23 protein-coding genes are annotated in these 25096 nt (G+C 69.8%); 12 read left to right on the top strand and 11 right to left on the bottom strand.

From position 1 onward, the window contains the following. Positions 1–55 precede the first annotated feature (55 nt). Both ACYVL2_RS13685 and ACYVL2_RS13690 read right to left on the bottom strand, forming a co-directional pair. Positions 56–1069, bottom strand: a complete 1014-nt coding sequence (locus ACYVL2_RS13685; protein WP_460544192.1) for a GNAT family N-acetyltransferase — start codon at positions 1067–1069, stop codon at positions 56–58. An 8-nt stretch (positions 1070–1077) separates the two neighbouring features. Next, a complete protein-coding gene (locus ACYVL2_RS13690; protein ID WP_460544194.1) occupies positions 1078–1746 on the bottom strand; it encodes a hypothetical protein in 669 nt (222 codons plus the stop codon). 158 nt (positions 1747–1904) lie between these two features. Between ACYVL2_RS13690 and ACYVL2_RS13695 the strand changes: the two genes are divergently transcribed. Both ACYVL2_RS13695 and ACYVL2_RS13700 read left to right on the top strand, forming a co-directional pair. Continuing rightward, on the top strand, positions 1905–2483 hold the full coding sequence (locus tag ACYVL2_RS13695; RefSeq protein ID WP_460544196.1) for a SigE family RNA polymerase sigma factor: 579 nt from the start codon (positions 1905–1907) through the stop codon (positions 2481–2483). Further along, positions 2476–3648 (top strand): TolB-like translocation protein, encoded by a 1173-nt coding sequence (locus ACYVL2_RS13700; RefSeq protein WP_460544198.1) that lies wholly within the window; start codon positions 2476–2478, stop codon positions 3646–3648. Before ACYVL2_RS13695 ends, ACYVL2_RS13700 begins: the two co-directional genes overlap by 8 nt. Positions 3649–3718: 70 nt before the next feature. Here the strand turns inward: ACYVL2_RS13700 and ACYVL2_RS13705 are convergent, their stop codons facing one another. The 3 genes from ACYVL2_RS13705 to ACYVL2_RS13715 all read right to left on the bottom strand — a co-directional run bounded on the left by ACYVL2_RS13705 (position 3719) and on the right by ACYVL2_RS13715 (position 6559). Next, positions 3719–3922, bottom strand: a complete 204-nt coding sequence (locus ACYVL2_RS13705; RefSeq protein WP_460544200.1) for a cold-shock protein — start codon at positions 3920–3922, stop codon at positions 3719–3721. A 306-nt stretch (positions 3923–4228) separates the two neighbouring features. Further along, positions 4229–6121, bottom strand: a complete 1893-nt coding sequence (locus tag ACYVL2_RS13710; protein WP_460544246.1) for an ABC transporter ATP-binding protein — start codon at positions 6119–6121, stop codon at positions 4229–4231. 171 nt (positions 6122–6292) lie between these two features. Next, positions 6293–6559 (bottom strand): helix-turn-helix domain-containing protein, encoded by a 267-nt coding sequence (locus tag ACYVL2_RS13715; RefSeq protein WP_460544202.1) that lies wholly within the window; start codon positions 6557–6559, stop codon positions 6293–6295. Positions 6560–6663: 104 nt separating this feature from the next. On the opposite strand from ACYVL2_RS13715, the gene ACYVL2_RS13720 reads away from it, so the two are divergent. Next, the gene (locus ACYVL2_RS13720; RefSeq protein WP_460544204.1) at positions 6664–7890 is read left to right on the top strand and encodes a hypothetical protein; all 1227 of its coding nucleotides are present in this window, start codon (positions 6664–6666) and stop codon (positions 7888–7890) included. A gap of 18 nt (positions 7891–7908) precedes the next feature. On the opposite strand, the gene ACYVL2_RS13725 is transcribed toward ACYVL2_RS13720, so the two are convergent. Continuing rightward, positions 7909–9528, bottom strand: a complete 1620-nt coding sequence (locus tag ACYVL2_RS13725) for an ABC-F family ATP-binding cassette domain-containing protein (RefSeq protein ID WP_460544206.1) — start codon at positions 9526–9528, stop codon at positions 7909–7911. A gap of 263 nt (positions 9529–9791) precedes the next feature. Here ACYVL2_RS13725 and ACYVL2_RS13730 point away from each other — a divergent pair, with 263 nt between their 5' ends. Continuing rightward, positions 9792–10643, top strand: a complete 852-nt coding sequence (locus ACYVL2_RS13730) for a M23 family metallopeptidase (protein WP_460544208.1) — start codon at positions 9792–9794, stop codon at positions 10641–10643. A 58-nt stretch (positions 10644–10701) separates the two neighbouring features. Here ACYVL2_RS13730 and ACYVL2_RS13735 read toward each other — a convergent pair whose 3' ends face one another. The 3 genes from ACYVL2_RS13735 to ACYVL2_RS13745 all read right to left on the bottom strand — a co-directional run bounded on the left by ACYVL2_RS13735 (position 10702) and on the right by ACYVL2_RS13745 (position 15988). Further along, positions 10702–11697 (bottom strand): LacI family DNA-binding transcriptional regulator, encoded by a 996-nt coding sequence (locus ACYVL2_RS13735; RefSeq protein ID WP_460544210.1) that lies wholly within the window; start codon positions 11695–11697, stop codon positions 10702–10704. Beyond that, a complete protein-coding gene (locus ACYVL2_RS13740; RefSeq protein ID WP_460544212.1) occupies positions 11694–14522 on the bottom strand; it encodes a glycoside hydrolase family 3 C-terminal domain-containing protein in 2829 nt (942 codons plus the stop codon). Before ACYVL2_RS13740 ends, ACYVL2_RS13735 begins: the two co-directional genes overlap by 4 nt. A 215-nt stretch (positions 14523–14737) precedes the next feature. Beyond that, a complete protein-coding gene (locus tag ACYVL2_RS13745; protein ID WP_460544214.1) occupies positions 14738–15988 on the bottom strand; it encodes an ROK family transcriptional regulator in 1251 nt (416 codons plus the stop codon). 267 nt (positions 15989–16255) lie between these two features. Between ACYVL2_RS13745 and ACYVL2_RS13750 the strand changes: the two genes are divergently transcribed. The 6 genes from ACYVL2_RS13750 to ACYVL2_RS13775 all read left to right on the top strand — a co-directional run bounded on the left by ACYVL2_RS13750 (position 16256) and on the right by ACYVL2_RS13775 (position 22043). Then, a complete protein-coding gene (locus tag ACYVL2_RS13750; protein ID WP_460544216.1) occupies positions 16256–17950 on the top strand; it encodes a type 2 periplasmic-binding domain-containing protein in 1695 nt (564 codons plus the stop codon). 76 nt (positions 17951–18026) lie between these two features. Then, positions 18027–19022 (top strand): ABC transporter permease, encoded by a 996-nt coding sequence (locus tag ACYVL2_RS13755; protein ID WP_460544218.1) that lies wholly within the window; start codon positions 18027–18029, stop codon positions 19020–19022. Continuing rightward, positions 19019–19963 carry a carbohydrate ABC transporter permease gene (locus ACYVL2_RS13760; RefSeq protein WP_460544220.1) on the top strand — a complete coding sequence of 315 codons (945 nt, stop codon included), beginning with the start codon at positions 19019–19021 and terminating at the stop codon, positions 19961–19963. Before ACYVL2_RS13755 ends, ACYVL2_RS13760 begins: the two co-directional genes overlap by 4 nt. A 164-nt stretch (positions 19964–20127) precedes the next feature. Beyond that, positions 20128–20529 carry a hypothetical protein gene (locus ACYVL2_RS13765; protein ID WP_460544222.1) on the top strand — a complete coding sequence of 134 codons (402 nt, stop codon included), beginning with the start codon at positions 20128–20130 and terminating at the stop codon, positions 20527–20529. A 427-nt stretch (positions 20530–20956) separates the two neighbouring features. After that, positions 20957–21442 (top strand): Imm1 family immunity protein, encoded by a 486-nt coding sequence (locus tag ACYVL2_RS13770; protein ID WP_460544224.1) that lies wholly within the window; start codon positions 20957–20959, stop codon positions 21440–21442. Between the two features lie 52 nt (positions 21443–21494). Continuing rightward, complete coding sequence (locus tag ACYVL2_RS13775) at positions 21495–22043, top strand: GNAT family N-acetyltransferase (protein ID WP_460544226.1); 549 nt, start codon at positions 21495–21497, stop codon at positions 22041–22043. A gap of 47 nt (positions 22044–22090) precedes the next feature. On the opposite strand, the gene ACYVL2_RS13780 is transcribed toward ACYVL2_RS13775, so the two are convergent. Both ACYVL2_RS13780 and ACYVL2_RS13785 read right to left on the bottom strand, forming a co-directional pair. Next, a complete protein-coding gene (locus tag ACYVL2_RS13780) occupies positions 22091–22861 on the bottom strand; it encodes a class I SAM-dependent methyltransferase (protein WP_460544227.1) in 771 nt (256 codons plus the stop codon). Between the two features lie 68 nt (positions 22862–22929). Then, complete coding sequence (locus ACYVL2_RS13785) at positions 22930–23148, bottom strand: hypothetical protein (protein ID WP_460544229.1); 219 nt, start codon at positions 23146–23148, stop codon at positions 22930–22932. Between ACYVL2_RS13785 and ACYVL2_RS13790 the strand changes: the two genes are divergently transcribed. Both ACYVL2_RS13790 and ACYVL2_RS13795 read left to right on the top strand, forming a co-directional pair. Next, entirely contained in the window at positions 23140–23520 is a 381-nt protein-coding gene (locus tag ACYVL2_RS13790) for a helix-turn-helix transcriptional regulator (RefSeq protein WP_460544231.1), read from the top strand. The two genes, ACYVL2_RS13785 and ACYVL2_RS13790, sit on opposite strands and share 9 nt — an antisense overlap. Positions 23521–23656: 136 nt before the next feature. Beyond that, on the top strand, positions 23657–24781 hold the full coding sequence (locus ACYVL2_RS13795; protein WP_460544233.1) for a hypothetical protein: 1125 nt from the start codon (positions 23657–23659) through the stop codon (positions 24779–24781). Positions 24782–25096 lie beyond the last annotated feature (315 nt).

Genomic DNA, 25096 nt, shown 5'->3' on the forward strand with positions numbered 1-25096 from the left:
GTGTGGTCGTTCGCGTCTCGGGCGGCAATTGAATTATTCGCGGTGGTGTCGCTGGTCAGAGCTGGAGTTTGTAGGAGACGCGGGCGTCGACCGGTCGGTAGCCGAGCTGTTCGTTGATGGCGATCATGTGGGTGTTGACGTCGGCGTTGCCGGTCCAGACGTCGATGACGCGGTGGAACCGTCGGCGGAAGCGGCGCAGGTTGGCGAGTTTGACCAGGAGGCCGAGGCGGTGGCCGCGGTGGGCGGGGTCGACGATGGTGATGCCTTGGAAGGAGTGGTTCCAGCCGTCGTAGCCGAACAGTTCGGTGTTGGCGACGATGTCGCCGCCGTCGCGGTGGACGGCGACGGCGCGCAGGACGGTGAAGCCGAGGCGCTCGTGGTGGTCGTCGTAGACGCGGCGGTGGGCGATGTCGACGTCGCTGCGGTCGATGTCGAGTTCGCCGAGGGGGATCTCGTCGAAGATCATGGAGTCCATGCGGCACAGCGGTTCGAGGTGCCGCTCGGGGGTGCGGCCGGTCCAGGTGAGGATCTCGTAGGTGTCGGTGGCGGCCGCGGCTGCCGGTTCCCAGAGGCGGTGGAGGGTGTCGTCGTCGAGTGCGGCGAGCTCGAGCCGCCGGTCGACTTCGGTGAGGGCCTTGGTGAATCCGCGGTGTTCGAGGAACCGCGGGCCTGCGTGGGATCGGGTGGGGCCGTCGTTCCAGGCGGTGCGGGCGACGACGTTGAGTTCGCGGCGGTTCTCGGCGCGGGCGGTCTGGAGGAGCCGCTCCAGCAGTGCGGTTCCGATGCCGCGGCGACGCCGTTCGGGATGGACGGTGATGTCGGCCTCGGCGTAGTGGCGGTTGTCTCTTGTGGGCAGGTAGAGGTGCAGGTGGCCGACTACCGCGGTGTCGTCGAGCGCCACGTAGTCGTGCTGGGCGGCGCCGGGTGGCGGGTGGGCGAGTTCGCCGGCGAACAGTGGTGCCGGTACCGGGGCGAGTTCGGGTGTGTCGCTGCGGCGGGCGAGTTCCTTCATCGCGTGGAGGCGGTCGACGAGGGCGGTGTCGGCGGGGTCGAGTCGGTGTATCTGCACAGCGTCGTTCAGCTTTCGAGTTTGCGGTGGTAGTCGGCCGAGGCGTCGACGGTCTCGTAGCCGAGCTGTTCATTGATGGCGATCATGTGGGAGTTGACGTCGGCGTTGTCGGTCCAGATCGCTTCGACGCGGTCGAAGTGCTCGCGGAGTTGGCGCAGGTTCGCGAGTTTGACCAGCAGGCCGAGGCGGTGGCCGCGGTGGCCGGGGGCGACGATGGTGATGCCTTGGTGGGCGTCGCGGTAAGGCCCGTCGTCGACGGTGATCTCGCTCCAGGCGACGACTTCGCCGGTGGCGCGGTCGACGGCGACGCTGTCGACGCGGATGCGCCCTTCGGCTTCGTTGACGCGTTCCATCGCGCGCATCTTCTCGGTGTCGACCTCTTCGGCCTCGACGTCGAGGTCGCCGAGCGGGATTTCGCTGACGATCATGCTCTCCATGCGGCACATGGTGGCCAGCAGATCTGCGGGGATGGGGCCGGTCCACTGGCGCAGTTCGTAGTCGTCGCCGGCGGCGGATCGCCTGGAGCGTCCGGGCCGAGGAAGGGTGAAGGTGGTCTCGAAGAAGCGGCGCACCGGCGCGGGGTTCTCTGGCGTGTCGGCCGCGTGGGCGGCGGCGAGGAGCTCGTAGGACTCGGCGATCAGTTCGGGGTCTGCGGCTCCGAACTCGGTGATCTGCATGGGATTCAGTGTGTCCGGCAGCCCGGAGCGGCACAATCGCTTTTCCGCCTCGTCCGTTCGGTTCGGAGGGAGCGACCGTTCGGCCGATGCGCGGCGAGGCTCGGTTTCCAGTCTGCGTTAATGATTCGCATGCCCATCGATGGAACGGATGCCCGAACGTGAACGGACCGACAGCGCCGCCGGGTGCGCCGCCGACGCGGCTGAGCGAGTTCGAGGACTTCGTCAAGGCCAGGTCGGGGGCGCTGACCGCTTCGGCGTTCCTGCTCACCGGCGACCGCGGGCTCGCCGAGGATCTCGTGCAGGAGGCGCTGGCGCGGACGTGGCGGGCCTGGAAGCGGCTGCACCGCAGCCAGAACGCCGAGGCCTACACCCGCCGCACCATGTACCACCTGCATGTGAGCCGTTGGCGGCGGACGAAGGTCGCCGAGATCGCGACCGAGGTCCTGCCGGAGGCCGGCGGTGAGGATCCCGACGCCGCGCTGCGTCTGGCGGTCCACGCCGCGCTGCTGTCGCTGCCGGCCAAGCAGCGCGCGGCGGTGGTGCTGCGCTATTTCGAGGACCTGACCGAGACCGCCGCCGCCGAGACGCTCGGATGTCCGGTCTCGACGCTGCGGGCCAGGACGCAGCGGGCGTTGAAGCGGCTGCGGCAGCACTTCCCCGAGCTCAGCTTCCCCGACACTCCCCCGGCCCGGCCAGGGCCGGGGATGGCGACCACGAAAGGAGCGTCCCATGTCTGAACCGTTCGGCGACGTGCTGCGCCGACGCGCGGCCGAAGGCGGCGGCGCTTCGGCCGGTCTGACCGAAGGCGCGCTGCACAGGGCCCGCCGTATCGGCAGGCGACGGCTGGCGGCCGGGACGCTCGGGGCGGTGACCGGTATCGCGCTCGCCGGTATGGCGGCAGCCGCGCTGGTGCTCCCCGATGAGGGGACGTTCGTTCCGCCGGCCGGAGAGACCACGGCGCCGGCCGAGGCCCCGACCACGGACGGGGACGGCTGCGGCGCCATGCGGCCGAGCGAATGGGACGAGCACGGCTTCTCGTGGCCCGGCCTGGAGCCTTCGGGCTCGCAGGCGGCGCTGGAAGCCCTTCCCGAGCGCCTGTACTTCCGGGTCGGTCTCATGCACCCGGGTCCATACACGGCGCTCCTGGAGGGCGGTGCGGCGACGTCGCTGGACGGCGGCGAACCGAGCGGGTACTACAGTGTCGCTCCCGACGGGAGGCGCGCACTGCTCAGCGGGAGCGAGGCCGAAGGCGAATCATGCGGGTGGTCGCTGGTGGACCTGTCGGAACCGGACGCCGCGCCGGTCGCGACGTTCACCGTCGACTGGTCGTGCCCGCCGAGTTGGGCGCCGGACTCCGACCGGGTCGTGATCACCGAGCCCGAATCGGTCGGCGATCCGGAGTCGTACGTGTTCGACCTGGTCACCGGCGAGCGGGTGCCGCTGCCGGCGGGCGTGGGCTGCTCGCCGCTGTGGACTCCGGACGGTCGGTACCTGGTCGGTGAGGGCGCCGCGGTGCGGCCCGACGGGTCAGAGAGGGTCGAACTGCCCGGCATCGCCGCCTGGGACGACGACCCGACTGTCCTGGGGCTGGGTTCGGTGTCGGCGGATCTGTCGTCCGCCTGCCTGCACGTCGACGAGACCGCGGGGGACGGCAGGCCGTTCGACCACTGCGGGAGGTACGTCGACACCGCTACCGGGGCGGAGCTGGAGCTGCCGGTGGAGGAGGAGACGCAGGACGTGGTGTTCCTGCCCGACGGTGCGATGCTGGTGGCGGCGATGAGCGAGGCCGGTTCGACGCTGTACTTCGTGGACGCGGCAGGGGAGGTGACCGAACAGCGGCGGCTGCCGTGGACGGCCTCCGACATCGAATGGATCCGGCTGGTGGGCTACTACACCGATTGACGCTCCGGACACGTTAGAAGCCGCCGTCCTTCGAAGGAAGGTCGGCGGCTTCGTGTTCTCAGAGTCAGAACTAGATGGAGCGCAGGTTAGCGGCCTGCGGACCCTTCTGGCCCTGCTCGACGTCGAATTCCACCCGCTGGTTCTCTTCGAGTGAACGGTAGCCGCTCCCGCTGATCGCGGAGAAGTGGACGAACACGTCGGGGCCGTTGTCATCCGGAGCGATGAAGCCGAAGCCCTTTTCCGCGTTGAACCATTTAACGGTGCCTTGCGCCATTACTTACTATCCTTGCGATGTTGATTTTCGGGCCGGCGACCGGTTTTTCCCAGGGGGTTTAAGACCTAGTTGAACCAGGCCGCCGTGCGACCCGAGGTATTCCGCCATTGCTGGCGCTTCTCCACCCCGATCAGTTCCCTGGTCGAGCTGGCCTTTGGACCTTACAGGAATTTCGACGGCTTGTGGCCGGGTACCGGCGAAAAAATACTCGGATCTCGGCCGTGAACGGGCCAGAACTGAAATCGCTCCCCCCGAATATGACCTAACTCACTGCAACTGGCATGATCTGTGAGGGTTCGACCGCCTTCAGCGGCCGGGGGCCGGATCCCGCTCCGCCCGGTCGTCGAACTGCGTGCGGTACAGCTCGGCGTACAGCCCGCCGCGACCCACCAGCTCCTCGTGCGTGCCGGTCTCGACCAGGCGGCCCGCCTCGAGGACGAGGATCTTGTCGGCCCGCCGCACCGTCGAGAGCCGGTGGGCGATCACCAACGCCGTCCGGCCCTCCAGGGCCGTGTCGAGCGCGTCCTGGACGGCCGCCTCCGATTCCGAGTCCAGGTGCGCGGTGGCCTCGTCGAGGATCACGATCGGCGGCGCCTTGAGCAGCACCCGGGCGATCGCCAGACGCTGCTTCTCGCCGCCGGAGAAGCGGTAGCCGCGCTCGCCGACGACCGTGTCGAGGCCGGATTCGAGCCGTCGCACCACCTCGCCGATCTGGGCGCGGTCCAGCGCCTCCCAGATCTCGGCGTCGGTGGCCTCGGGCCTGGCGTAGCGCAGGTTCTCGCGCACGGTGTCGTGGAACAGATGGGCGTCCTGGGTGACCATGCCGATGTGGGCGGCCAGTGAGGCGAGCTTGATCTCGCGCACGTCGACGCCGCCGACCTCGACCGCGCCGCCGGTGACGTCGTACAGGCGAGGCACGAGGTTCGCGGTGGTGGTCTTGCCGGACCCGGAGTGCCCCACGAGCGCGGCCAGCTCCCCGGGGGCGACGGTGAACGAGACGTCCTGCAGAACGGTGTGCCCGTTGTCGCCGAGGTCGGGACGGGCCAGGTCCTCGAGGCTGGCCAGGGAGACGTCGCCGGAGCCGGGGTAGCGGAACTCCACGTCGCGGAAGGCGATCGAGGACGCGCTCTCGGGCAGGTGCCGGGCGTCCTCGGCTTCCCGGATGAGCGGCTTGAGGTCCAGGATCTCGAAGACGCGCTGGAAGCTCACCAGCGCGCTCATGACGTCGACGCGGACGTTCGACAGCGCCGTCAGCGGCCCGTAGAGCCGGGTCAGCAGCAGCGCGAGGGTGACGACGGTGCCGGCGGTGAGGGTGCCGTTGAAGACGAAGACGCCGCCGAGACCGTAGGCGAGGGCCTGCGAGAGGCCGGCGACGAGGGTCAGGGCGACGATGAAGGTGCGCGCGTACATCGCGGTGGTGACGCCGATGGAGCGGACGCGGTCGGCCTTGTCGGCGAACTCGCTGGACTCGGTCTCGGGGCGGCCGAACAGCTTGACCAGCATCGCTCCGCCCACATTGAACCGCTCGGTCATCTGGGTGTTCATGGCGGCGTTGAGGTCGTAGCTTTCCTTGGTGAGCGCGGCGAGTTTCCGCCCGACCCATTTGGCGGGGATGATGAACACCGGCACCAGGACCAGCGACAGCAGGGTGATCTGCCAGGACTGGAAGAACATGACGCCCAGGGTCAGGGCCACGGCGATGCCGTTGGAGACGAGGCCGGAGAGGGTCGTGGTGAAGGCGCGCTGTGCGCCGAGGACGTCGTTGTTGAGCCGCGAGACCAGTGCGCCGGTCTGGGAGCGGGTGAAGAAGGCGACCGGCATCGACTGCACGTGGTCGAACACGACGCGGCGCAGGTCGAAGATGATCCCTTCGCCGAGTTTCGCGCCGTACCAGCGCATCGCCAGCGAGATGAGCGCTTCGAACACGGCCAGTCCGGCGATGATGCCGGCCAGGATGAGCACGCCGCGGCGGGTGCCCTCGGCGGTGGTGAGTTCGTTGACGATGTTGCCGGCCAGGACCGGGGTGGCGACGCCGACCGCGGCGGCGGCGGTGACGAGGATGAGGAAGACCGCGATGTCGCGGGCGTAGGGCCGGGCGAAGCGGAGGATGCGGCGCTTCACGCCGCGGGTGAGCTTGACGCCCTTGACCTCGTCGCCTCGCCTGAGGGAACGCATGGCGTCCCATCCGGCGGCTCCCATAGATGCCACTCGGGCCCTCCCGTCAGGAGCCCAAGTGCCGGGGTCCGGGCTCGGGCTTCGTCGTGCTTGGCGTGTTCTCGGCGTTGATTATCAACGCGGGAGCCGGGCCCGATTATTTCGTGTGCGGCCCCAGTGACGCGCCCTGCATCGCGGCGCGCACTGGGCAGGTCCTCAGCGTCGGGAGCCTTTGCGGGCGCCGCCGCGGGTCCTGAGCTTGACGCCGCCTTCGGAGAGGAGTCGGTGCACGAAACCGTATGAGCGGCCTATGGTTGAAGCGATGTCCCGGATGCTCTGCCCTTTCAGGTATTCGGAGGTGACGTACTCGGTCAGCTCGCGGCGCTCATCGCCGCGCACCTGCCGGTTCGGATCGGTTCTGGATGAGCCTGGAGCAGTGTCCGATGCGAGGTCACTGCGGGGTGCGGCAGCGTCGGGTGCCATTAGTCCTTCCTTGAGCACGGACGGTGATGAAGGTGTCTTGTGAAGTTTGCCGGAGTTCCACCGCCCCACGGTCGCTTCTGTCGGATACCCGATAGTTTCTAGCCGTGACCGCGCCGCAGACTCCGTCCACCAGTCCGGCGGACGCCCTTGCCCCCGGGCGGGTCCGCCACCACCGCGCGCGCGACATCGTCACCTGGCTGTCGCTGCTGGTGGTGACGCTGACGCTGGCCTCGGCGGCCGTGCGGACCTCCGATGTGGTCGCGCCCTCGACGCTGCCGTGGTGGCCGGCGCAGAATCTGTCGCTCCATGTCACCGCCGGCATGGTCGTCGCGCCGCTGACGGCCGCCGCCGTGCTCGTCTTCGCCTCCCGTCCGGCGGCGGCGCGCATGCCGTGGCACCAGCTACTCGTGCTGTCCTATGTGGCCTCGCTGACATGGTCCGGCGCGCTGCACACCAATGTGGACACCACGACCACGCCGACCGACACCCCAGGCGCGGTGCGGACCGTCGAGCAGCTGGTGGCCTTCTCGGGGTCGCAGGCGGGCCTGGCGATCACCGTGACCGCGCTGTCGTGCCTGACCGTGCCGCTGTCGCTGGTGGCCGTCCGGTCGGTCGCCGGACCGGTCGCCGCCCGCGCCCTCGCCCCGGTGCTCGTCCTCGCCCCGTGGGCCGCGTGGACCACGCTCGGCATCGACGGCGTCTCCGCGGCCGCCTGCGCGGCGGCCCTGGCGGCGGGGGCGGTCGCCTCGGAGCGGCGGGTGCGCGGCTTCGACGCGTTCTTGGGCGCCGCCGGCGCCGGAGGCCTGCTCGGGATCGCGGCGCTGCTGTCGTACGGGGCGGCGTGGTTCGCCGTCTCGCTGCTGTGCCTGTACTTCGCGCGGCGGCGCCCCTGGCACATCCTCGGCACGGCCGGGGCCGCGCTGAGCGTGCTGGCCGTCGCCGCGACGTTCGGGAACTCGTGGCCGGCGGGACTGGCCGACACCTACAACGCCGCCGTCGGCGAGATCGCCGCCCACCCCGGGCAGCTGTGGTGGCTGCTGCTGATGCCGGCGCTGGTGTGCGCCGCGTGCGGCCCGGCGATCGTGGAGAGCCTGCGCCGGATCGGGTCGAGCTCGGCGTGGCCGCTGATGATCGGACCGCTCCTGGCGCTGCTGCTGGCGCCGCTGAGCGGATCGAGCCCGGACGGGCCCGAGTACGGCTGGGTGGCGCTGTGCCCGTGGCTGGTGGTGGCCGCGACCGCCCACGGGCCGCGCGGCCGCTCGGTCAAGGCGCCGCTGGCGTCGGCGGCGGCCGGGGCCTGCGCCGCGATCGTGCTGATGTACTCCGGCTAGATCGGCCCGCCGCTGCTGTCAGGCGAGTTCGACGAGTTCCATGAGGTCGTCGGACCAGAGGTCCTCGTCGCCGTCGGGCAGGAGGATCGCGCGTTCGGGCCGCAGGGCCTCCACCGCTCCCGGGTCGTGGGTGACCATGACGATCGCGCCGGCGAAGCGGTCGACCGCGTCGAGGACCTGCTGGCGGCTGGCCGGGTCCAGGTTGTTCGTCGGCTCGTCGAGCAGCAGCACGTTCGCGCCCGAGCACACCAGGCTCGCCAGCGCGAGCCTGGTCTTCTCGCCGCCGGAGAGCACGCCGACGGGCTTGTAGACGTCTTCGCCGGGGAAGAGGAACGCGCCGAGGATCTTGCGCAGTTCGGTCTCGGTCGGGTCGGCGCCCGACTCGGAGGCCGCCGACTGCATCTGTTCGAGGACCGTCCCGGTGTGGTCGAGCGTGTCGTGCTCTTGGGCGAAGTAGCCGATCCGCAGTCCGTGGCCTGGGGTCACCTCGCCGGTGTCGGGTTCGAGGGATCCGGCGAGGATGCGCAGCAGGGTGGTTTTTCCGGCGCCGTTGAGTCCGAGGATGACCACTCGGGAGCCGCGGTCGATCGCCAGGTCGACGCCGGTGAAGATCTCGAGGGAGCCGTAGCTCTTGGACAGGCCCGCGGCCGTGAGCGGGACTTTGCCGCAGGAGGCCGGTTGGGGCAGGCGCACGTCGGCGACCTTTTCGCTGAGCAGGTCGTCGTCGAGGTCGTCGATCATCGCTTCGGCGCGGCGCAGCATGTTCTTGGCGGCTTTGGCCTTGGTGGCCTTGGCGCCGAGTTTGGCGGCCTGGCGGGTGAGGGCGCCGGCCTTCTTCTCGGCGTTGGCGCGCTCGCGCTTGCGCCGTTCGGCGTCTTCGGCGCGCTGGCGCAGGTAGGCGCTCCAGCCGAGGTTGTAGAGGTCGATGGTCGAGCGGGTGGGGTCGAGGAACCAGACTTTGTTGACCACTTCGTCGAGCAGGTCGACGTCGTGGGTGATGAGCACGAGTCCGCCCTTGTGGGCCGACAGGAAGCCGCGCAGCCAGTTCACCGAGTCGGCGTCGAGGTGGTTGGTGGGCTCGTCGAGGAGGAGGACGCCGTCGCCGTCGTCGGCGAAGAGGATGCGGGCGAGTTCGACGCGGCGGCGTTGGCCGCCGGAGAGGGTCTGCAGCGGCTGGGCGAGGATGCGGTCCTCGAGGCCGAGGTTGGAGCAGATGCGGGCGGCCTCGGATTCGGCGGCGTAGCCGCCGCGGGCGGCGAACTGCTCTTCGAGTCGGGAGTAGCGGCGGACGAGGCGGTCGCGCTGGTCGTCGTCGACCGCTTCGGCGAGTTCGGCCTCGGTCTTGCCGAGGTCGGCGAGGAGTTGGTCGAGGCCGCGGGCGGAGAGGACGCGGTTGGAGGCGGTCTGCGAGAGGTCGGCGAAGCGCGGGTCCTGCGGCAGGTAGCCGAAGGGCCCGTTATTCTCGACGCGGCCGCCGTAGGGCTGGGCGAGTCCGGCGAGGACGTTGAGCGTGGTGGTCTTGCCGGCGCCGTTGCGGCCGACGAGTCCGATCCGGTCGCCGGCCTGCACTCGCAGATCGGCCCCGGACAGGAGGATGCGCGCTCCGGCGCGCAGCTCGAGACCGGTGGCGGTGATCATGGGACTCCTTCAGCGCGGGTCGGTCGGCCGGGGATCGGCGGACTCGTCAAGTCTAGGCGGGGACGTGCGTCACCGTCGTGGCGATATCGTCCCTGTCACAGAGTGTCACGCTCCCAACACCATTCATCGCTCGCATCCGCCTTTCGGGTGAACGGCAGGCGACCCGACGTCTTCAAAAGTTCGGCAACAGTTCAGGACCGAGCGTAGTATCGCCTGGTCATGAGCTGGTTGTCGGAATCGGTGCGGGTACGTTTCCACTCGCTATGGGCACACACGATGAACACTGCGACTCCCCCAGCAGCGAGCTCAGCAGCCGCCGCTTCGAAGCCGTCCGGCGCCTCCGCCGGATCCGTCGCCAACGTCACAGCTGGCGGTTCGTGACCGCCGGTCTGATCGGCGCGATCGCCGCCGGCTCGGTCATGGCCGCCTTGACCGGTCCGGGCACGGCCGCCGACGCCTCGCTGGAGTCCTCCTCCGGCGAGGCGACCGTGGTGCGGGCTTCGTGGAAGGTCGACCGCGTCATCGACGCGATCGACGCCGAGCGTGAGGCTGCGCAGCAAGCCAAGGAGAACGCGGAAGCAGCAGAGAAGGCCGTCCAGGAGGCGGCGGAGGAAGCGGCCAAGCAGGCCGAAGTCGAGGAGGCCGAACGGCAGAAGGCCGAAGAGGAGGCCAAGGCCGAGGCCGAGGCGCAGGCCGCGGCGGAGGCCGTCGCCCCCGAGTGGCTCTGGCCCTCCCACGACCACATCAGCTCCCACTACGGTCCGCGCTGGGGACGTCTCCACGCGGGCATGGACTTCGCGAACGAGCACGGCGACCCGATCTGGGCCATCGGCGCCGGCGAGGTCGTGTACTCCGGTTGGATGTCCGGCTACGGCAACTTCGTCGTCATCGACCACGGCGGCGGACTCGAGACCGCCTACGCGCACGCCTCCGAGCTCCTGGTCGGCGTGGGCGACCGCGTCGAACCGGGCGACCAGATCTCGGTCACCGGCACGACCGGCAACTCGACCGCCCCGCACCTGCACTTCGAGGTCCGCGTCAACGGCCAGCAGGTCGACCCGTACCAATGGCTCGCCGAGAAGGGCGTCGCGGAAGTACTCACCGACCCAGGATAGGCATCGCACCGCCGAATGCCCCGGAGCCGGAGCTCCGGGGCCTTCGTCTTCTCGGTTCCTATCGGAGGTTCAACTGCGGCTCGACCAGCGTGGAGTCGGGCACCTCGAGGCCGTCGAGCTTGCGCATCAGGTGGCCGACCGCGATCTCGGCGAGACGCTCGGCGGGCACCAGCACCGAGGGCAGCCGCGGGTGGACCCGCTCGCCGACCTCGTCGGGGCCGATGACGACCACGTGGAAGTCCTCCCCCACCCGCTTGCCGGCATCGGCCAGGGCGTGCATGACGTGCGGCACCGCCGGCTCGTTGTGCACCGCCAGACCGTCGAGATCGGGACGGGAGGCCAGCAGCTCCTTGACGCCATGCTGCACCGACACCGGGTCGTCCGGGCACGGCCGGGCCTCGATGCGGGCGCGGCCGTCGCGGCGGCCGAGGAAACCGGCGCGGACCCGCTCGGCGAAGCCCGTCCGCCGCTCGTAGACCGCCTCCGAGGCGCCCAGCAGCGCGATGTCGGCGCAGCCCCGCTCGACGAGGTAGTCCGCGCATTCGCGTCCCGCGGCAGTGAAGTCCAGGTCGACGCACGTCAGCCCCGCCGCGTCGCCGGGGAACCCGATGAGGACGCTCGGCAGGCCGAGCCGCCGCAACGCCTCGACGCGCGGGTCGTTCACTTCGACGTCCATGAGGATCAGGCCGTCCACGGTCGCCGAGGCCGCCACGCGCGCCAGCCCTGCCGGGCCCTCGTCGGCGGTCATCAGCAGCACGTCCTGGTCGTGGCGGCGCGCCTCGGTGACCGCCCCGGAGGCGAACTGCATCAGCACCGGCAGGTGCATGCCGTGGCGCAGCGGCAGCATCATCGCGATGACGCCGGCCCTCCGCGAGGCCAGCGAGCGAGCGCCGGCGTGCGGGTGGTAGCCGAGCTCGGCGACCGCGTCGAGCACGCGCTGGGCGGTGGACGAGGAGATCGACCGCTTCCCGCTCAGCACGTAGGAGACGGTGCTCGCCGCCACCCCGGCCCTCGCGGCCACGTCGGCGATGGTGACTCCGCGTTTGCCGTTCACCGCGCGGTCCGCCCGAAGCGCAGCGAGGCCAGGCGGACGGCGCCGTTCTCGAAGCTCACGTACAGGTCCCCCACGCCGTCGACGCGGCCGAGGTCGACCGTGACGTCGGTGTAGTCGTAGACGCCGCCGGTCGAAGGCGTGTCGATCTTGGCGAGCACGTCGCCGTCGAGCGGATCGTCCACGCGCAGGCACAGGTGCGACGGCTGCCCCGCGACGCGGGCGGTGACGGTCTCGTATCCGCCCGAGAAGTCGCAGTCGCCGAACATGATCCAGCCGCCGCCCTCCTCGGCGGCGATGACGTCGCCGCGGAACCGGTCCTCGTCGCGCCACAGCACCCCGGAGTAGGCGTCGTTCGCCGCAGACTCGAGCGGCGCCGACAGGTCGCGCGGTCCGACGACCTCGCCGTCGACGCGGACCGAGGCCGACAGGACGATGTCGGTGGCCGAGCGGCCGATCATGAGGCGCTGGCGGCTCTTCTCCACGATCATGCGGCCGGTGACGTTGTCCCAGTGGGCCAGGTCGTCCACGGCGATCGTGAAGGTCACCCGCCGCCGCTCGCCCGCGGCGAGGCGGACCTTCTCGAAGCCGCGGAGCCGGCGCAGCGGCTGCTTGACGCGGGAGCCGCACTGGTGGGAGTAGAGCTGCACGACCTCGACGCCGTCGCGGTCGGAGATGTTGGCGACGGTGACGGTCGCCTTCAGCTCCTCGCCGGGGCGGACGCGCTCGGCGTCGACCCGGAAGTCGCTGTAGGCGAACTCGGCGTACGACTCGCCGTGCCCGAACGGGTACAGCGGCTTGCCCAGGTAGTACATGTAGGTCGCGTCGGAGGCGATGATGTCGTAGTCGAGCATCGCCGGCAGCTCGGCGGCGTCGGTGTACCAGGTCTGCGGCAGCCGGCCCTCGGCGTCGCGGTCGCCGTAGAGCACGTCGGCCAGCGCGTTGCCCCATTCCTGCCCGCCGTGGCCGGACCAGACGATCGCCGGCAGGTGCCGGTCGGCCCAGTTCGCCGCGAACGGGTAGGAGGAGACGATGACCAGGACCGTGTTCGGGTTGGCCTCCTGGACCGCTCCGAGGACCATCTGCTGCGCGTCCGGCAGCCAGAGGTCCTCGCGGTCCTCGGTCTCGCGGCCGTTGACCAGCGGGTGGTCGCCGAGAACGACGACGGCGACGTCGGCTCCGCGGGCGGCTTCGGCGGCCCGCTCGTGGCCCCGATGGACGAAGTCGAAGTCGAACTCCGCCGCGTCCTCGGCGTCGTCGACGAGGGCGAGGCGGCCGTCGACGAGGCCGAACCACCTGCCGGTTTCGGCGTCCTCGGCCCGGTGCACCTGGCGGAGGGCGACCTTGCCTCCGGCGACCTCGACGATGGTGAACGTCTCGGTCACGTCGAACTCGTGCGGTCCGGGCGAGTCGACCGTGACCGCTCCGTCCTTGGTGCCGTCGAGGTATTTGCCGTTCTCGACGCTGCGGGCGAGGTAGGACCAACCGCCCCAGTCGTAGAGGTCGAACTGGGCCGCGGCGCCGGTGGTGTCGGTCAACGTCAGCTCGCCTCCGGGCCCGGCGGTGAGGTTGCCGTGCTTGTGGCGCAGGCGGATGCGGTGGACGCCCTCGCAGTAGGTCACGTCGGCGCGGTCGCCGAGCGCGTCCTTGGCGGTGACGGCGTACGGGAGGGTGCCGGAGTACCAGTCCTCCATGACCTTGTCGGCCAGCGGTCCGATGACGGCGAGCTTCTTCGAAGGCCGCAGCGGGAGGATGCCGTCGTTCTTCAGCAGCGTGATCGACTGGGTGGCGGCCTCGCGGGCGAGCGTCCGGTGCTCGGGCGAGTTGACGACCGCGTCGTCGATGTCGGCGTAGGGGTCCTCGGGGTCGAACTCGCCGAGTCCGAATCGGACGTGGAGGTTGCGGCGCACGGCGGTGTCGACGTCGTTCTCGTCGATCAGGCCGCGCTGGAGGGCTGTGCGGAGGTGGTCGAGGACGGCCTCGGGCCGGTCGTCGTCCTGGGTGAAGGAGTCCAGACCGGCCTTGACCGCGGCGGCGTAGGCGGCGGGGAGGTCGTCGAAGTAGCCCTGGAGTCCGGCCAGGTTGTTCGGGGCGTAGGCGTCTGAGACGACGAGGACCTCGTCGGCGGTCCAGGTCCGCAGCTCGGTGTTGACCAGCGGGGTCACGTGGGCCGGGCGTCCGTTGACGAGGTTGTAGGAGAGCATGACCGCGACCGCGTCACCGTTCGCCAGTGCCGGGCGGTGTGCGGCGAACTCGTATTCGCGCAGGACGCGCGGCGGCATGTTGGAGGAGGTGACGCAGCGGTCGGCCTCGTTGCCGTAGGCCAGGAAGTGCTTGAGGGTCGGGGCGGTCTTCCAGACGGTCGGGTCGTCGCCTTTGAGGCCGCGGGCGTAGGCCGAGCCCATCAGGCCGGTCATCCAGGCGTCTTCGGAGTAGCCCTCTTCGTTGCGGCCCCAGCGGGGGTCGCGGAGCGGGTTGACGGTGGGGGCCCAGACGTTGCGGCCGGCTCGGGCGGGATCGCGGTGGTGGAAGGCGAGGACCTCGTCTGCGGTGGCGGCGCCGACCTGCTCGACCAGTTCGGGGTTCCAGGTGGCGCCGAGGGCCACCACCTGCGGGAAGACGGTGGCCTCGCCGAGCCAGGCGAGTCCGTGGAGGGCTTCGGTGCCGGTCTTGAACGCTCCGATGCCGAGTCGTTCGATCGGGCGGTGGTACTGGTGGAGCAGGCCGAGCTTCTCTTCGAGGGTGAGGCGGCCGAGGAGGTCGGCGACTCGATGCGAGTGCGGGAGCTCGGGGTCGCGGAAGGCGGGCCGGTCGTCGGTGAGGGTCATGGAGACTTCCTTGCTGGACGTCGCTGTCTTGTCGAAGCGCTTCGATTGGTGAAACAGGGAAGGTGCCTGCGCTTTTCGAAGCGCTTCGATTCAGGAATGCATTGAGTTCTACACCCGCGCGGTCGTCGCAGTCAAGGCGCCGGCGTCTCCGTGCAGGCGGACCGAGGTCGCCACCTGCGGGTTCGGGCGAGGTAACAGTTCGGGAACGAAGGGCTTCAGCTGCCGAGCGGGGTGGGCATGAGGCCCGCGTCGATGTCGTTGAGGATGCCGGTCGCCGCGCCGAGCGCCGGGGCTTCGTGGCCGAGCGAGGAGACCACGATCCGGGTGGTGCCGACACTGGCGGCGTGGGCGCGTTCGGCGAGCTCGTCCTCGGCCGCCGGGACGATCCAGTTGCTCAGGGCCGGGTAGTGGCCGCCGAGGACGATCGCTTCGGGGTTGAGCAGGTCCACGGCCGGCGCGATGCCGGCGCCGAGCGCGCGGCCGACGCGTTCGAGGGCTTCGATGACGCCGGCCTCTCCGGCGCGGGCGCGGGTGACCACGTCCTCGACTTCGGCCTCGACCTCGGTGCCGGCGATGCGGTCGGATTCGGCCAGGGCGGTGAGGACGGCGCGGATGCTCGCGAGCTCGTCGACCAGTCCTGAGCGGCCGTCGACCTCGATGCGGAGGTTGCCGATCTCGCCGGCGAAGCCGCCCGCGCCCCGGCGCAGGCCGCCGTCGATGATCAGGCCCGAGCCGAGGCCGATCTCGCCGGTGAGGTAGAGCATGTTGGCGAGCCCGGCGTGCGCGCCGAAGCGCTGCTCGGCGACGGCGCCGAGGTTGGCGTCGTTGTCGGCCGAGACGGCGTACTTGGGGTCGCGCATGGCGCGGCGGAGTCGCGCGGTGAGGTCGAAGTCGGACCAGCCGAGCCTCGGGGCGGCCTGGACGACGCCGTCGTTGTCGATGGTGCCGGGCACCGCGACGGCCAGGCCGAGGATCTGGCGGCCTTCGGAGTCCATCTTGTCCACCGCGCGCTTGGCGAGGCCGGCCAGCGCCGATACCGACTTGCCGGGGGTCGAGTCGGCGCCGTCGTGCGCGCGCCGCCACGACAGGAGCCGGTTCCCGGCCAGGTCGACGGCCACCAGGGTCATGTAGTCCACGTTGACTTCGACGCCGAGGGAGGCGTAGTAGCCGGTGTCGACGCTCAGCAGCACCGCCGGGCGTCCGATGTTGCCGATGACCGAGCCCGACTCGCGCAGCACGCGCCGCTCGATGAGCTCGGCGACGAGGCTGGAGACGGTGGCCTTGTTCAATCCGGTCTTGGCGGCCAGGTCGGCGCGCGAGCAGCGGCCGTCGCTCCTGACCTGCCGGAGGACGTAGCCGAGGTTGTTGGCCCGCACGTCGGTGAAATCGGCGCGCCGGGCCCGTAGGGACCCGGGCTCCGTTCCGCCGTCGCGGCCCGCGGCCTTCGCCGCTATGCGCATCGCCATGTCTGTGCCTCCCGCTGAACTTGTGGCCCATTCTCATCGATGGCGACAACCCGTTGTCGGCAGGCCCCGGTGCGCGACGCCGGCCGGCCGCCGGCGCCTCTGGCGGGGGCGTGTTCCCGAAACGTGATCATTCCGCGATCGATTCGGAGAGCCCCCCGCTTGTGCGGGTCATCACCGTGCGCTACTTTAGTTTATCGAGCAGCCGAACTAACTACCGGCTCAGCCATCCCTCAACCCTCACGAATACTTGACCGAAAGGACAGCAACGTGGCTACTCCCTCCCGCAGATCGCCGTTCAGGCGCCGCTCCCTATTCAAGGCGGCCGGCCTCGGCGCCGCAGGTGCCGCCGGTCTGCCCGTCATCTCGGCTTGCGGTGACGTGTCCTCCAACAGCGGCAGCGCGCAGTCGGTGGACGTGGGGCTCGACATCCTGCCCAACCACGTCCCGTTCGACCTGCCGCACCAGCCCGACCTGGTGGGAGATCCGCCCAACCACCCGAGCGCCTTTCTCAACTACCCCTCCCCCGTCGAGCCGGCCGTCACCGACATGCCGAGCAACAGCGGCGAGTACACGGTCCGCGTGCCCAACTGGGGCCCGGTCATGGACTCCGACGACCCCTACTGGGAGGTCATGCGGGAGGCCACCGGCGGGACCAAGATCAAGTTCGACCAGATCGACGGGAACACCTACGGCGAGGCCTCGGTGACCTGGCTCCAGGCCAACGACTTCGGCGACGCGATCATGATCCCGGAGTGGAACGCCCGCGACGACCACACGAACTTCGGCGAGACCGTCGTCAACCGCTTCGCCGACATCACCGACATCGTCTCCGGCGACATCGCCGACCGCTGGCCGCTGCTGGCCGCCCGCCCGACCAAGGCGTGGGCGAACTCGGTCTGGTCGACCGACCCGGAGAACCAGGCCGAGACCGCCCGCATCTACGGCGTGCCGTGGATCTTCGAGGGCGGCCCGTCCAACGCCTGCTTCTACCGCGTCGACCTGCTCGAGGAGGCGGGGCTCGACGTCCCGACCACCGTCGAGGAACTGCTCGAGCTCGCCCGGACCTGGAGCGACGACTCGGCCGGCAAGTGGGCCTTCGCCGGCGTCGACTGGTTCTCCCCGGCCTGGTTCGGCCTCGCCGGCGGGCACGGCTGGCGCCAGGACGGCGACGAGATGCTCCACGACTACGAGCGGCCCGAGTACCGCGAGTGGATCGAGTTCCAGCGGACGCTGGTGGAGGAGAAGCTCCAGCACCCCGACGCCGGGACCGACGCCCTCGACGCCCCGGCCGCGTTCGTCGCCGGCGACGTCCTCATCGACCAGAACGGCTGGGGCGCCTACGACTGGATGCCCGACTGGGGCACCGGCGAGAACCCGGACTTCAAGATGGCGCCGCTCCCGCCGCTGGGCTACGGCGGCCGCGACCCGCTCGTGTCGTACGCGACCAACGTCTCCGGCTGGCTGTTCTTCCGCAAGGACATGGAAGTCGAGCAGATCGAAGAGCTGCTCGACGTCTGCAACGCCTGCGCCGCCCCGATCGGCACCAAGGAGTTCGAGCTGATCCAGTACGGCGTGGAGGGCACGCACTTCGAGTACGACGAGGACGGCGCCCCGGCCTTCACCGAGGAGGGCAACAACACCAAGAACGACTCGCTGGCCTACACCGCCATGTCGGGCAAGACCGAGTTCTTCCTGCAGGGCAAGAAGGAGGTCGTGGAGACCCGCTTCGAGTACAACGAGAACGCGCTCCAGTACATGGCCGAGAACCAGTTCGAAGGCCTGCGCATGGAGGCCTCCTCCGCCGGCGCCGCCGCCGGACAGACCATGGACGGCATCGTTCAGGACATCATCCGCGGCCGCGCCGAGATGTCGGCGTTCGACGACGCGCTCGAGCAGTGGAGGGCCGACGGCGGCGACGCCGACCGCGAACTGTTCAAGTCCGCGTACGACTCGCTGCACTGACGACCGCCCCGGGGCGGGCTCGAGCCCGCCCCGGGGGCCGCACTCCAGTCCTCCGATTCCACCCAGCGAAGGCACCATGGCACACTCCACGCCTGTTCGAGCGGCACCGCCGACCGCCCCCGCGGCCGGCTCGGACGTCCGGCGCGTCTACCGCAAACGCAAGTTCTCCCACCGGCTCAGACAAGACTGGCCGCTGCTGCTGATGACGCTGCCGGCCGTGATCCAGCTGAGCCTGTTCTTCTACTACCCATCGCTGTACAACGTCATCGCGTTCATGGACTACAACCCGTACCGGCCGGTGTGGGACAACCCGATCGTCGGGTTCACGTGGTTCCAGATGCTGTTCACCGACGACCAGTTCTGGCTGGCCCTGGGCAACACGCTCAAGTTCGCGGTTTCGCAGCTGCTGTTCGTCTTCCCGCTGTCGATCGTCCTGGCGCTGCTGATGCACAGCTTGGTCTCCTCGAAGCTCCGGGCGACGTTCCAGTCGATCGTCTACCTGCCGTACTTCTTCTCCTGGGTTCTGGTGGTCGTCATCTTCACCCAGGTCCTCGGGCCGAACGGCCTGTTCAGCCAGTGGGCGCTGACGCTCGGCGGGGACCGCTTCGACATCACGCGGTCGTCGGACAGCTTCCTCTTCCTGGCCTGGATGCAGTGGACCTGGAAGGACGCCGGCTGGGGCATGATCATCTTCCTGGCGGCCCTGGCCTCGATCAACCCGAACCTGTACGAGGCCGCGGCCGTCGACGGCGCCGGCAAGGCCCGGCGCCTGTGGCACATCACCCTGCCGGGGATCCGGCCGGTGATCGTGCTGCTGGTCATCCTCCAGCTCGGCCAGATCCTCAGCGTCGGCTTCGAGCAGTACCTGGTGCAGCGCACCCAGATCGGATGGTCCTCCACCGAAGTGCTCGACACCTTCGTGTACTACAAGACCTTCGGCCCCGGGGCGCTCAGCGAGTCCTACGGGACCGCGGCCGGGCTGTTCAAGGGCGTCGTCGGACTCGTCCTCATCCTCGTGGCGAACAACGTCGCGCACCGCCTCGGAGAACAAGGGATCTACAAGAAGTCATGACCGGTATCACAATGCCCCGACCGAAGCGGGCCAGTAAGAGAGCCGCTTGGGACGAGGAGCCGTCCCGCTTCGGGAAGTTCGCCAAGGCGGCCTTTCTGACCGCCTACGCGGCCGCCGTAATCATCCCCATCTGGGCGATCGTCGTCACGAGCCTGTCGACCGAATCGGCGGTCTCCCAGGCCGGCGGCAACATGGTCTTCGTTCCGACCGACCTGAGCCTCCAGGCATACAAGGTGGTGCTCGGCGGCGGCGAGTTCACCGACTCGCTGCTCTACACCGCGCAGATCACGCTGATCGGCACCTTGATCAGCATGACGATCACCATCGGCGCCGCCTACGGGCTCTCGCGGCCCGGGACGCTGTTCCACCGGCCGCTGCTGATGCTGATCCTGCTGACCTTCCTGTTCCAGCCGGGCATGGTGCCATCGTTCCTGGTGGTCAAGAACCTCGGCCTGCTGAACACGTTCTGGGCGCTGATCCTGCCGATGGCGTTCAACGCGTTCAACCTGATCGTGCTGCGCGCGTTCTTCATGAACAGCGTCCCGCGCGAGCTCATCGACTCCGCCAAGATCGACGGCGCCGGCGAGTTCCGGACGCTGTTCCGCATCGTGCTGCCCATGTCGAAGGCGATCCTCGCCGTCATCGCCCTGTTCTACGCGGTGTTCTACTGGAACATCTACTTCCAGGCGGTGCTGCTGACCCCCAGCCTCGACGACCAGCCGATCCAGGTGCTGCTCCAGCGGGCGATCCTGACCACCACGGGCCTGCCGGGGCAGGATGCGGCGATGGCCGACCTGCGGGCGGCCGGCCAGGAGGTCGCCCCCGACTCCTCGATCAAGATGGCCGTCGTGATCTGTACGATCCTGCCGATCGTGATCATGTACCCGTTCATCCAGAAGCACTTCTCCAAGGCCGTCATCACCGGAGCCATCAAGGGCTGACCACCGAGACCCGACTGCGAGGGCAGCTCCGCATCGGAGCAGGGAGAGGGCCGCGTTCCGACCCGGGACGCGGCCCTCTCCCTCGGCCGGGCCCGTACCGCCTGCTGGAGACGGTCCGCGAGTACGCCGCCGAGCGGCTCGCCGAAATCGGTGAGACCGCTGACATGTACCGCGCCCACGCCGCCTGCTACGCCGCCCGCGCCGAGGAGGCCGATCCGCATCTGCAGCGGGCCGAGCAGGTGGAGTGGCTCGAAGTCCTCGACGCCGACCACGGCAACCTGAGCGCCGCGACCCGCCGCATGATCGTCGCCGGTGAGGCGGCGTCCGCGCACCGGCTCACGGCTCCGCTCGCCTGGTACTGGTGGATGCGCGGGCACCGCAAGGAGGGCCAGGACCTGTCCATGCTGGTGCGGGACACGGAAGGCCGGGTCGATCCGCCGCTGCGCGCCAAGGTCGCCATGTTCGGCACGTGGGGCCTATGGTCCGGTGAGTCGCGGGGAGCGGGAGCTGACGTATCCCCGACAGCGGCCGGTGCGCTATCGACCGCCGATCGGCGGCGGGTCTGAATGGGGAGTGCGGAGCCGACAAAGAACACTGTCGGTGTCCGACAAAACCGCCGCGGTACTCGCCCGAGGTCGATCTCGACTCTTTCGGTGCGGCGGAACGTCAGCGCGGCAAGGGAACGGCCACTGTTCGGGGACGCCGGTCGGGGCACAAGCGGTTGCATTGTGGTGCCGGCGGCGTCCATTCGGCCCTCGAATGCGCACTCCTCAATAGAAACTGCTAATTGCATACGCAAGTTGTCACCGCGCATCGGCGCACTATTGTCAATTTCCCGACTCATCGCTCATATAGCGCCATCACGCACGTACTGTCGTTGACACATCCCCGACATGATGAGGTGCGGTGTCCGCCATGGCTGTTCGTCTTGAGTCGAATCACGATCCCCAGTCGCTCACGCCTGTCTCTCCGCTCTCGGAAGGAGCACCACCGATGAGCGCCGGTCCAGCGAGCGCCCGCATATCCGGCTACTGCGCCGAGTTCCGGCTCCAGACCAGCAGAGGACCGCAGGTGCTGCTCGCCTGCGACCCCGACGGCGTCGCCGCCGCCATCGCGACCATCATGGCGGCCGAGCTGGTCCAAGTCCCGACGGCCCTGGTGCGCGACCGGCCCGGGTACGAGGCGGGCGGGCGGCCCGACCACGGTCTCAAAATCAGTACCGATCCCGAGACCGAGGTCGGGGCGCTCGCCTATTTCGGCCCAGGCGGCGAGGACTACGGTCCCGGCGCCTGGGTCACCTACTCCGAGGACGAGCACCTGCCCGATGTGAAGCTCTACCGCGACATGGACAGTGAGAGCACCTTCCCGGCCGACTCGCACATCGCGCTGAACACGCTGGCGTGGGCGGTGGAGGACTTCCGCTCCACCGGCGGGCTGCGTCCCTCCATCGTCACCTGGCGCCCCAGCACCGTCTGGTGACACGGTCACAGTCGGCGCGGGCACGGCGGAACCGTGGATAGGGTTGGTCCCCATGAGTACCAGTGAGACCCTCTCCGTGCGCCTCGCCCGCCCCGACGACATGCCCGCCGCCTGCGCGATCGTCAACCACCACATCGCCCACGGCACCGCGAACCTGCGGACGGAGCCGCAGGCCGAGGACGAGTGGCGACGCGACCTGGCCGAATACGCCGAGCGGTACCCGTGGCTGGTCGCCGAGGAGGGCGGCGAGGTCGTCGGACTGGCTTACGCGAAGCCGTGGAACCCGCGCGGAGCGTACGCCTGGACCGCCGAATCGACGATCTATATCGGCGACGGCCGGACCGGCAAGGGCGTCGGCCGGGCGCTGTACGGCCGGCTGTTCGCGATGCTGGAGCGGCAGGGCTTTCGCAGCGTCATGGCGGGCGTGACCAGCCCGAACCCCGGGAGCGAGGCGATCCACCAGGCGTTCGGCTTCGAGCGGGTGGGCCTGCTGAAGGCCGCCGGGTACAAGTTCGGCGCCTGGTACGACGTGTCGCTGTGGCAGTTGGAGCTGGCCGAACTCGACGACCCGCCGAAGCCGACCACCCCGGTGGAGGCCTGACCGCCGCGACCGGCGGCCCCCGGCCTCCGGTCGCCTCGTCCCGGTCGTCAGCGCTTGCGGGCGAGCAGGGAGACGCTCTTGACCCCCCACCGCTCCGTCGCTCCCATGGCGGAGTCCGACAGGAACCGGTACCGGTCGTTGGTGCGCACCGTCTCGACCGCGAGCCCGGCGTCGCCGATCGCCTCGAGATAGGCGTCGATCTGCATCGCCCCGCCGATGCACGCGGCCCACAGCGCGGCATCGCACGTGACGCACTCGGGGAGCGGTTCGGTGGTGACGATGTCGGCCAGCGCGAGTCGGCCGCCCGGCCGCAGGGCGCGTGCGATGTCGGCGAACACGGCCGGTTTGTCGGGCGAGAGGTTGATCACGCCGTTGGACACGGCCACGTCGACGCTGCCGTCGCCGACCGGCGTCCGCTCGATGAAACCGTGGCGGAATTCGACGCCGGCGATGCCGGCTTCGGCGGCCAGTGCGGTGGCCTTGTCCAGTTGCGCATCGGTCATGTCGACGCCGATGACCCGGCCTCCGGGCGCGGCCCGGCGGGCGGCCAGGAAGCTGTCCGTTCCCGAGCCGCTGCCGAGGTCGAGCACGGTGTCGCCGTCGCTCACCGCGGCCAGGTCGAGGTAGTGGCCGACGCCGGCGAACGAGTCGACGGCGGCGGCCGGGATCGCGTCGAGTTCGGCGGGCGGGTAGCCGAGCCGCTCGGCGAGCTCGCGCCCGGTCTCGAAGTGGAACTCCCGATGAGGGGCGGTCGCCACCTCGCGGTACATCTGCTTGACTCTCGCTTCGAGGTCCTTGGTGTCCAGTTCGCTCGTCATGCTGAGGGGTCCTTCCGTGTTTCGGGCACAGGTTCGATGGGCGTGCGCCGGCCGCGGCCGGCTGGTGTTCAGGACTTGTCGGCGACCGTGATCAGGTACTCCCAGTCCATGGCTAGCGTGCCGTCGCTCCAAAGGAAGAACTCGGCTTCGCTCGGCGTTGGGGCGCTCCGCGCGCCCTCGGGGAGTCGCTGCGGGTGCGCGGCATGGTCGAGGGCGGGGCCGACGGGATGGAGCGCTTGCGGGAGGCCGTCGCTGTCCTGGAGGGATCGCCCGCCAGGTTGGAGCATGCGCGAGCGCTGCTCGGGCTGGGCGCCGCGCTGCGACGGGAGGGGCGGCGCCGCGAGTGCCGAGGCGTTCTGGGAGAGGCGATGTCGCTGGCGCGGTCGATCGGCGCGGTGCCGGTCGCCGAACAGGCCTACTATGAGCTGCGATCGAGCGGGGCGCAGGTCAGAAAGCTGTTCTACTCCGGGGTGGACGCGTTGACGCCGAGCGAACGCCGCGTGGCGGGGCTCGCCGCCGAGGGCCTGGCCAACCGCGAGATCGCCCAGGAGTTGTTCGTGAGCGTGAAGACCGTCGAATGGCATCTCGGCCAGGTGTTCCGCAAGCTCGGCATCACCTCGCGCAGGCAGATCGCCGGCGTGCTCGACGCTCGGGGCTGACGAAGCCTCTCGCACGGGCGGTGACACGCGGGAGTGATGACGGATGGTTTGAGGTCGAGTGGGTACTCTGCGCGGCATGGCCTCGGAGGATGCTGTGCGATCAGGAGCGTGGGCGCTTCCTGCGGGATCGTGCCTGGTGCACATCGGACCGCACAAGACCGGGACGACCGCGATTCAGGGGGCGCTGCACCGCGCCCGCAAGCAGCTGCCGAAACACGGTACGACCGTGGCGCACAAGGAACGGCATCCGATGCGGGCGGTGCTCGGCTTGACCGGGGAGCCCGGCATGAAGGGCGTCGGCCGCCAGGAACCGGTCGAATGGGAGCGGCTCGTCGCCGACGTCGAGGCCGCCCCGACCGACCGGGTGGTGATCTCCAGCGAGTTCTTCGCCGACGCCGACGACACCGCGGTCAAGCAGGCCGTGGCCGATCTGGGCGGCGAGACCGTCCACATCGCGGTGACGCTGCGACCGCTGGCGAAGATCCTGCCGTCCCAGTGGCAGCAGTACGTCCAGAACGACCTGACGCTCGACTACGAGAGCTGGCTGGACGTCGTCTTCAACCGGCACGCTCAGGAGGGGACGAGCCGGAAGTTCTGGCTGCGGCACCGCCACGGCCGGCTGGTGGAGCGGTGGGCGGAGGCGGTCGGACCCGGCCGGGTCACGGTCATCGTGCCCGACGAGTCCGATCCCGGCATGCTGACGCGGTCGTTCGAGCAGCTGCTGGCGCTGCCCGACGGGGTGCTGCGGCCCCGGCCCGACCAGGCGAACCGGTCGCTGACCTGGCACGAGGTGGAGCTGGTGCGCCGCTGCAACGAGGCCTTCGCGGCACGGAATCTGCCGCCGGCGGCCTATCACACCTATTTCCGGCACGGTGCGGTCAAGCGCATGAAGACCGCCCGCAAGCCGGGCCCGGACGAGCCGGCCATCGTCACTCCCGACTGGGCGCTCGACCGGTCCTGCGAGCTGGGGGCGGAGGCGGCCCGGCAGGTGCGGCGGCTCGGGGTTCGCGTCATGGGCGACCTGGACCGGCTCGCCGAGCGGACCGACGGCGGGGAGCCGCCGGAGGAGACCGATCCGGCGCTGACGCAGGCGGCCGCCGAGGCGATCGTCGGGGCCGTCGACGCCGCCTTCCGCAAGCAGCCGGACTCCAGGCTGGCCTCGCCGGTGGAGGAGGCGCCGGCGAAGGAACTGGCGAGAGTCCTGGTCAAGCGGGTGACCCGGCGCGTCTCCCGCAGGTTCCGGGCGTGGCGCAGGCGTTGAGGGGCGATTTTTTTCTAATGAACCTCTGATGGTTTTCGCGTGGTGCACCGATCCTCGGTCCGTAGATTCTCATGCATCGGGGAACACGATACGAGTTCTTCACAAGGGTGAGTCACCGAGAGGTGGGAATCGTTTCGATTCTATTGGGTGTGGGGTAACGATCAGGGCCCGGAGCATTCGCTCCGGGCCCTGTCGTGTACGTCGGGTGCAGGACCTACCGCACGCCGTAGAGGTGTTCGAGGGCGAGCTGGTCGAGCCGCTCGAAGCCCATCCCCTTCGCCGCCAGAGCCTCCACATCCACCTCCACGTTCTTCA

The sequence above is a fragment of the Glycomyces halotolerans genome, from assembly GCF_054779575.1.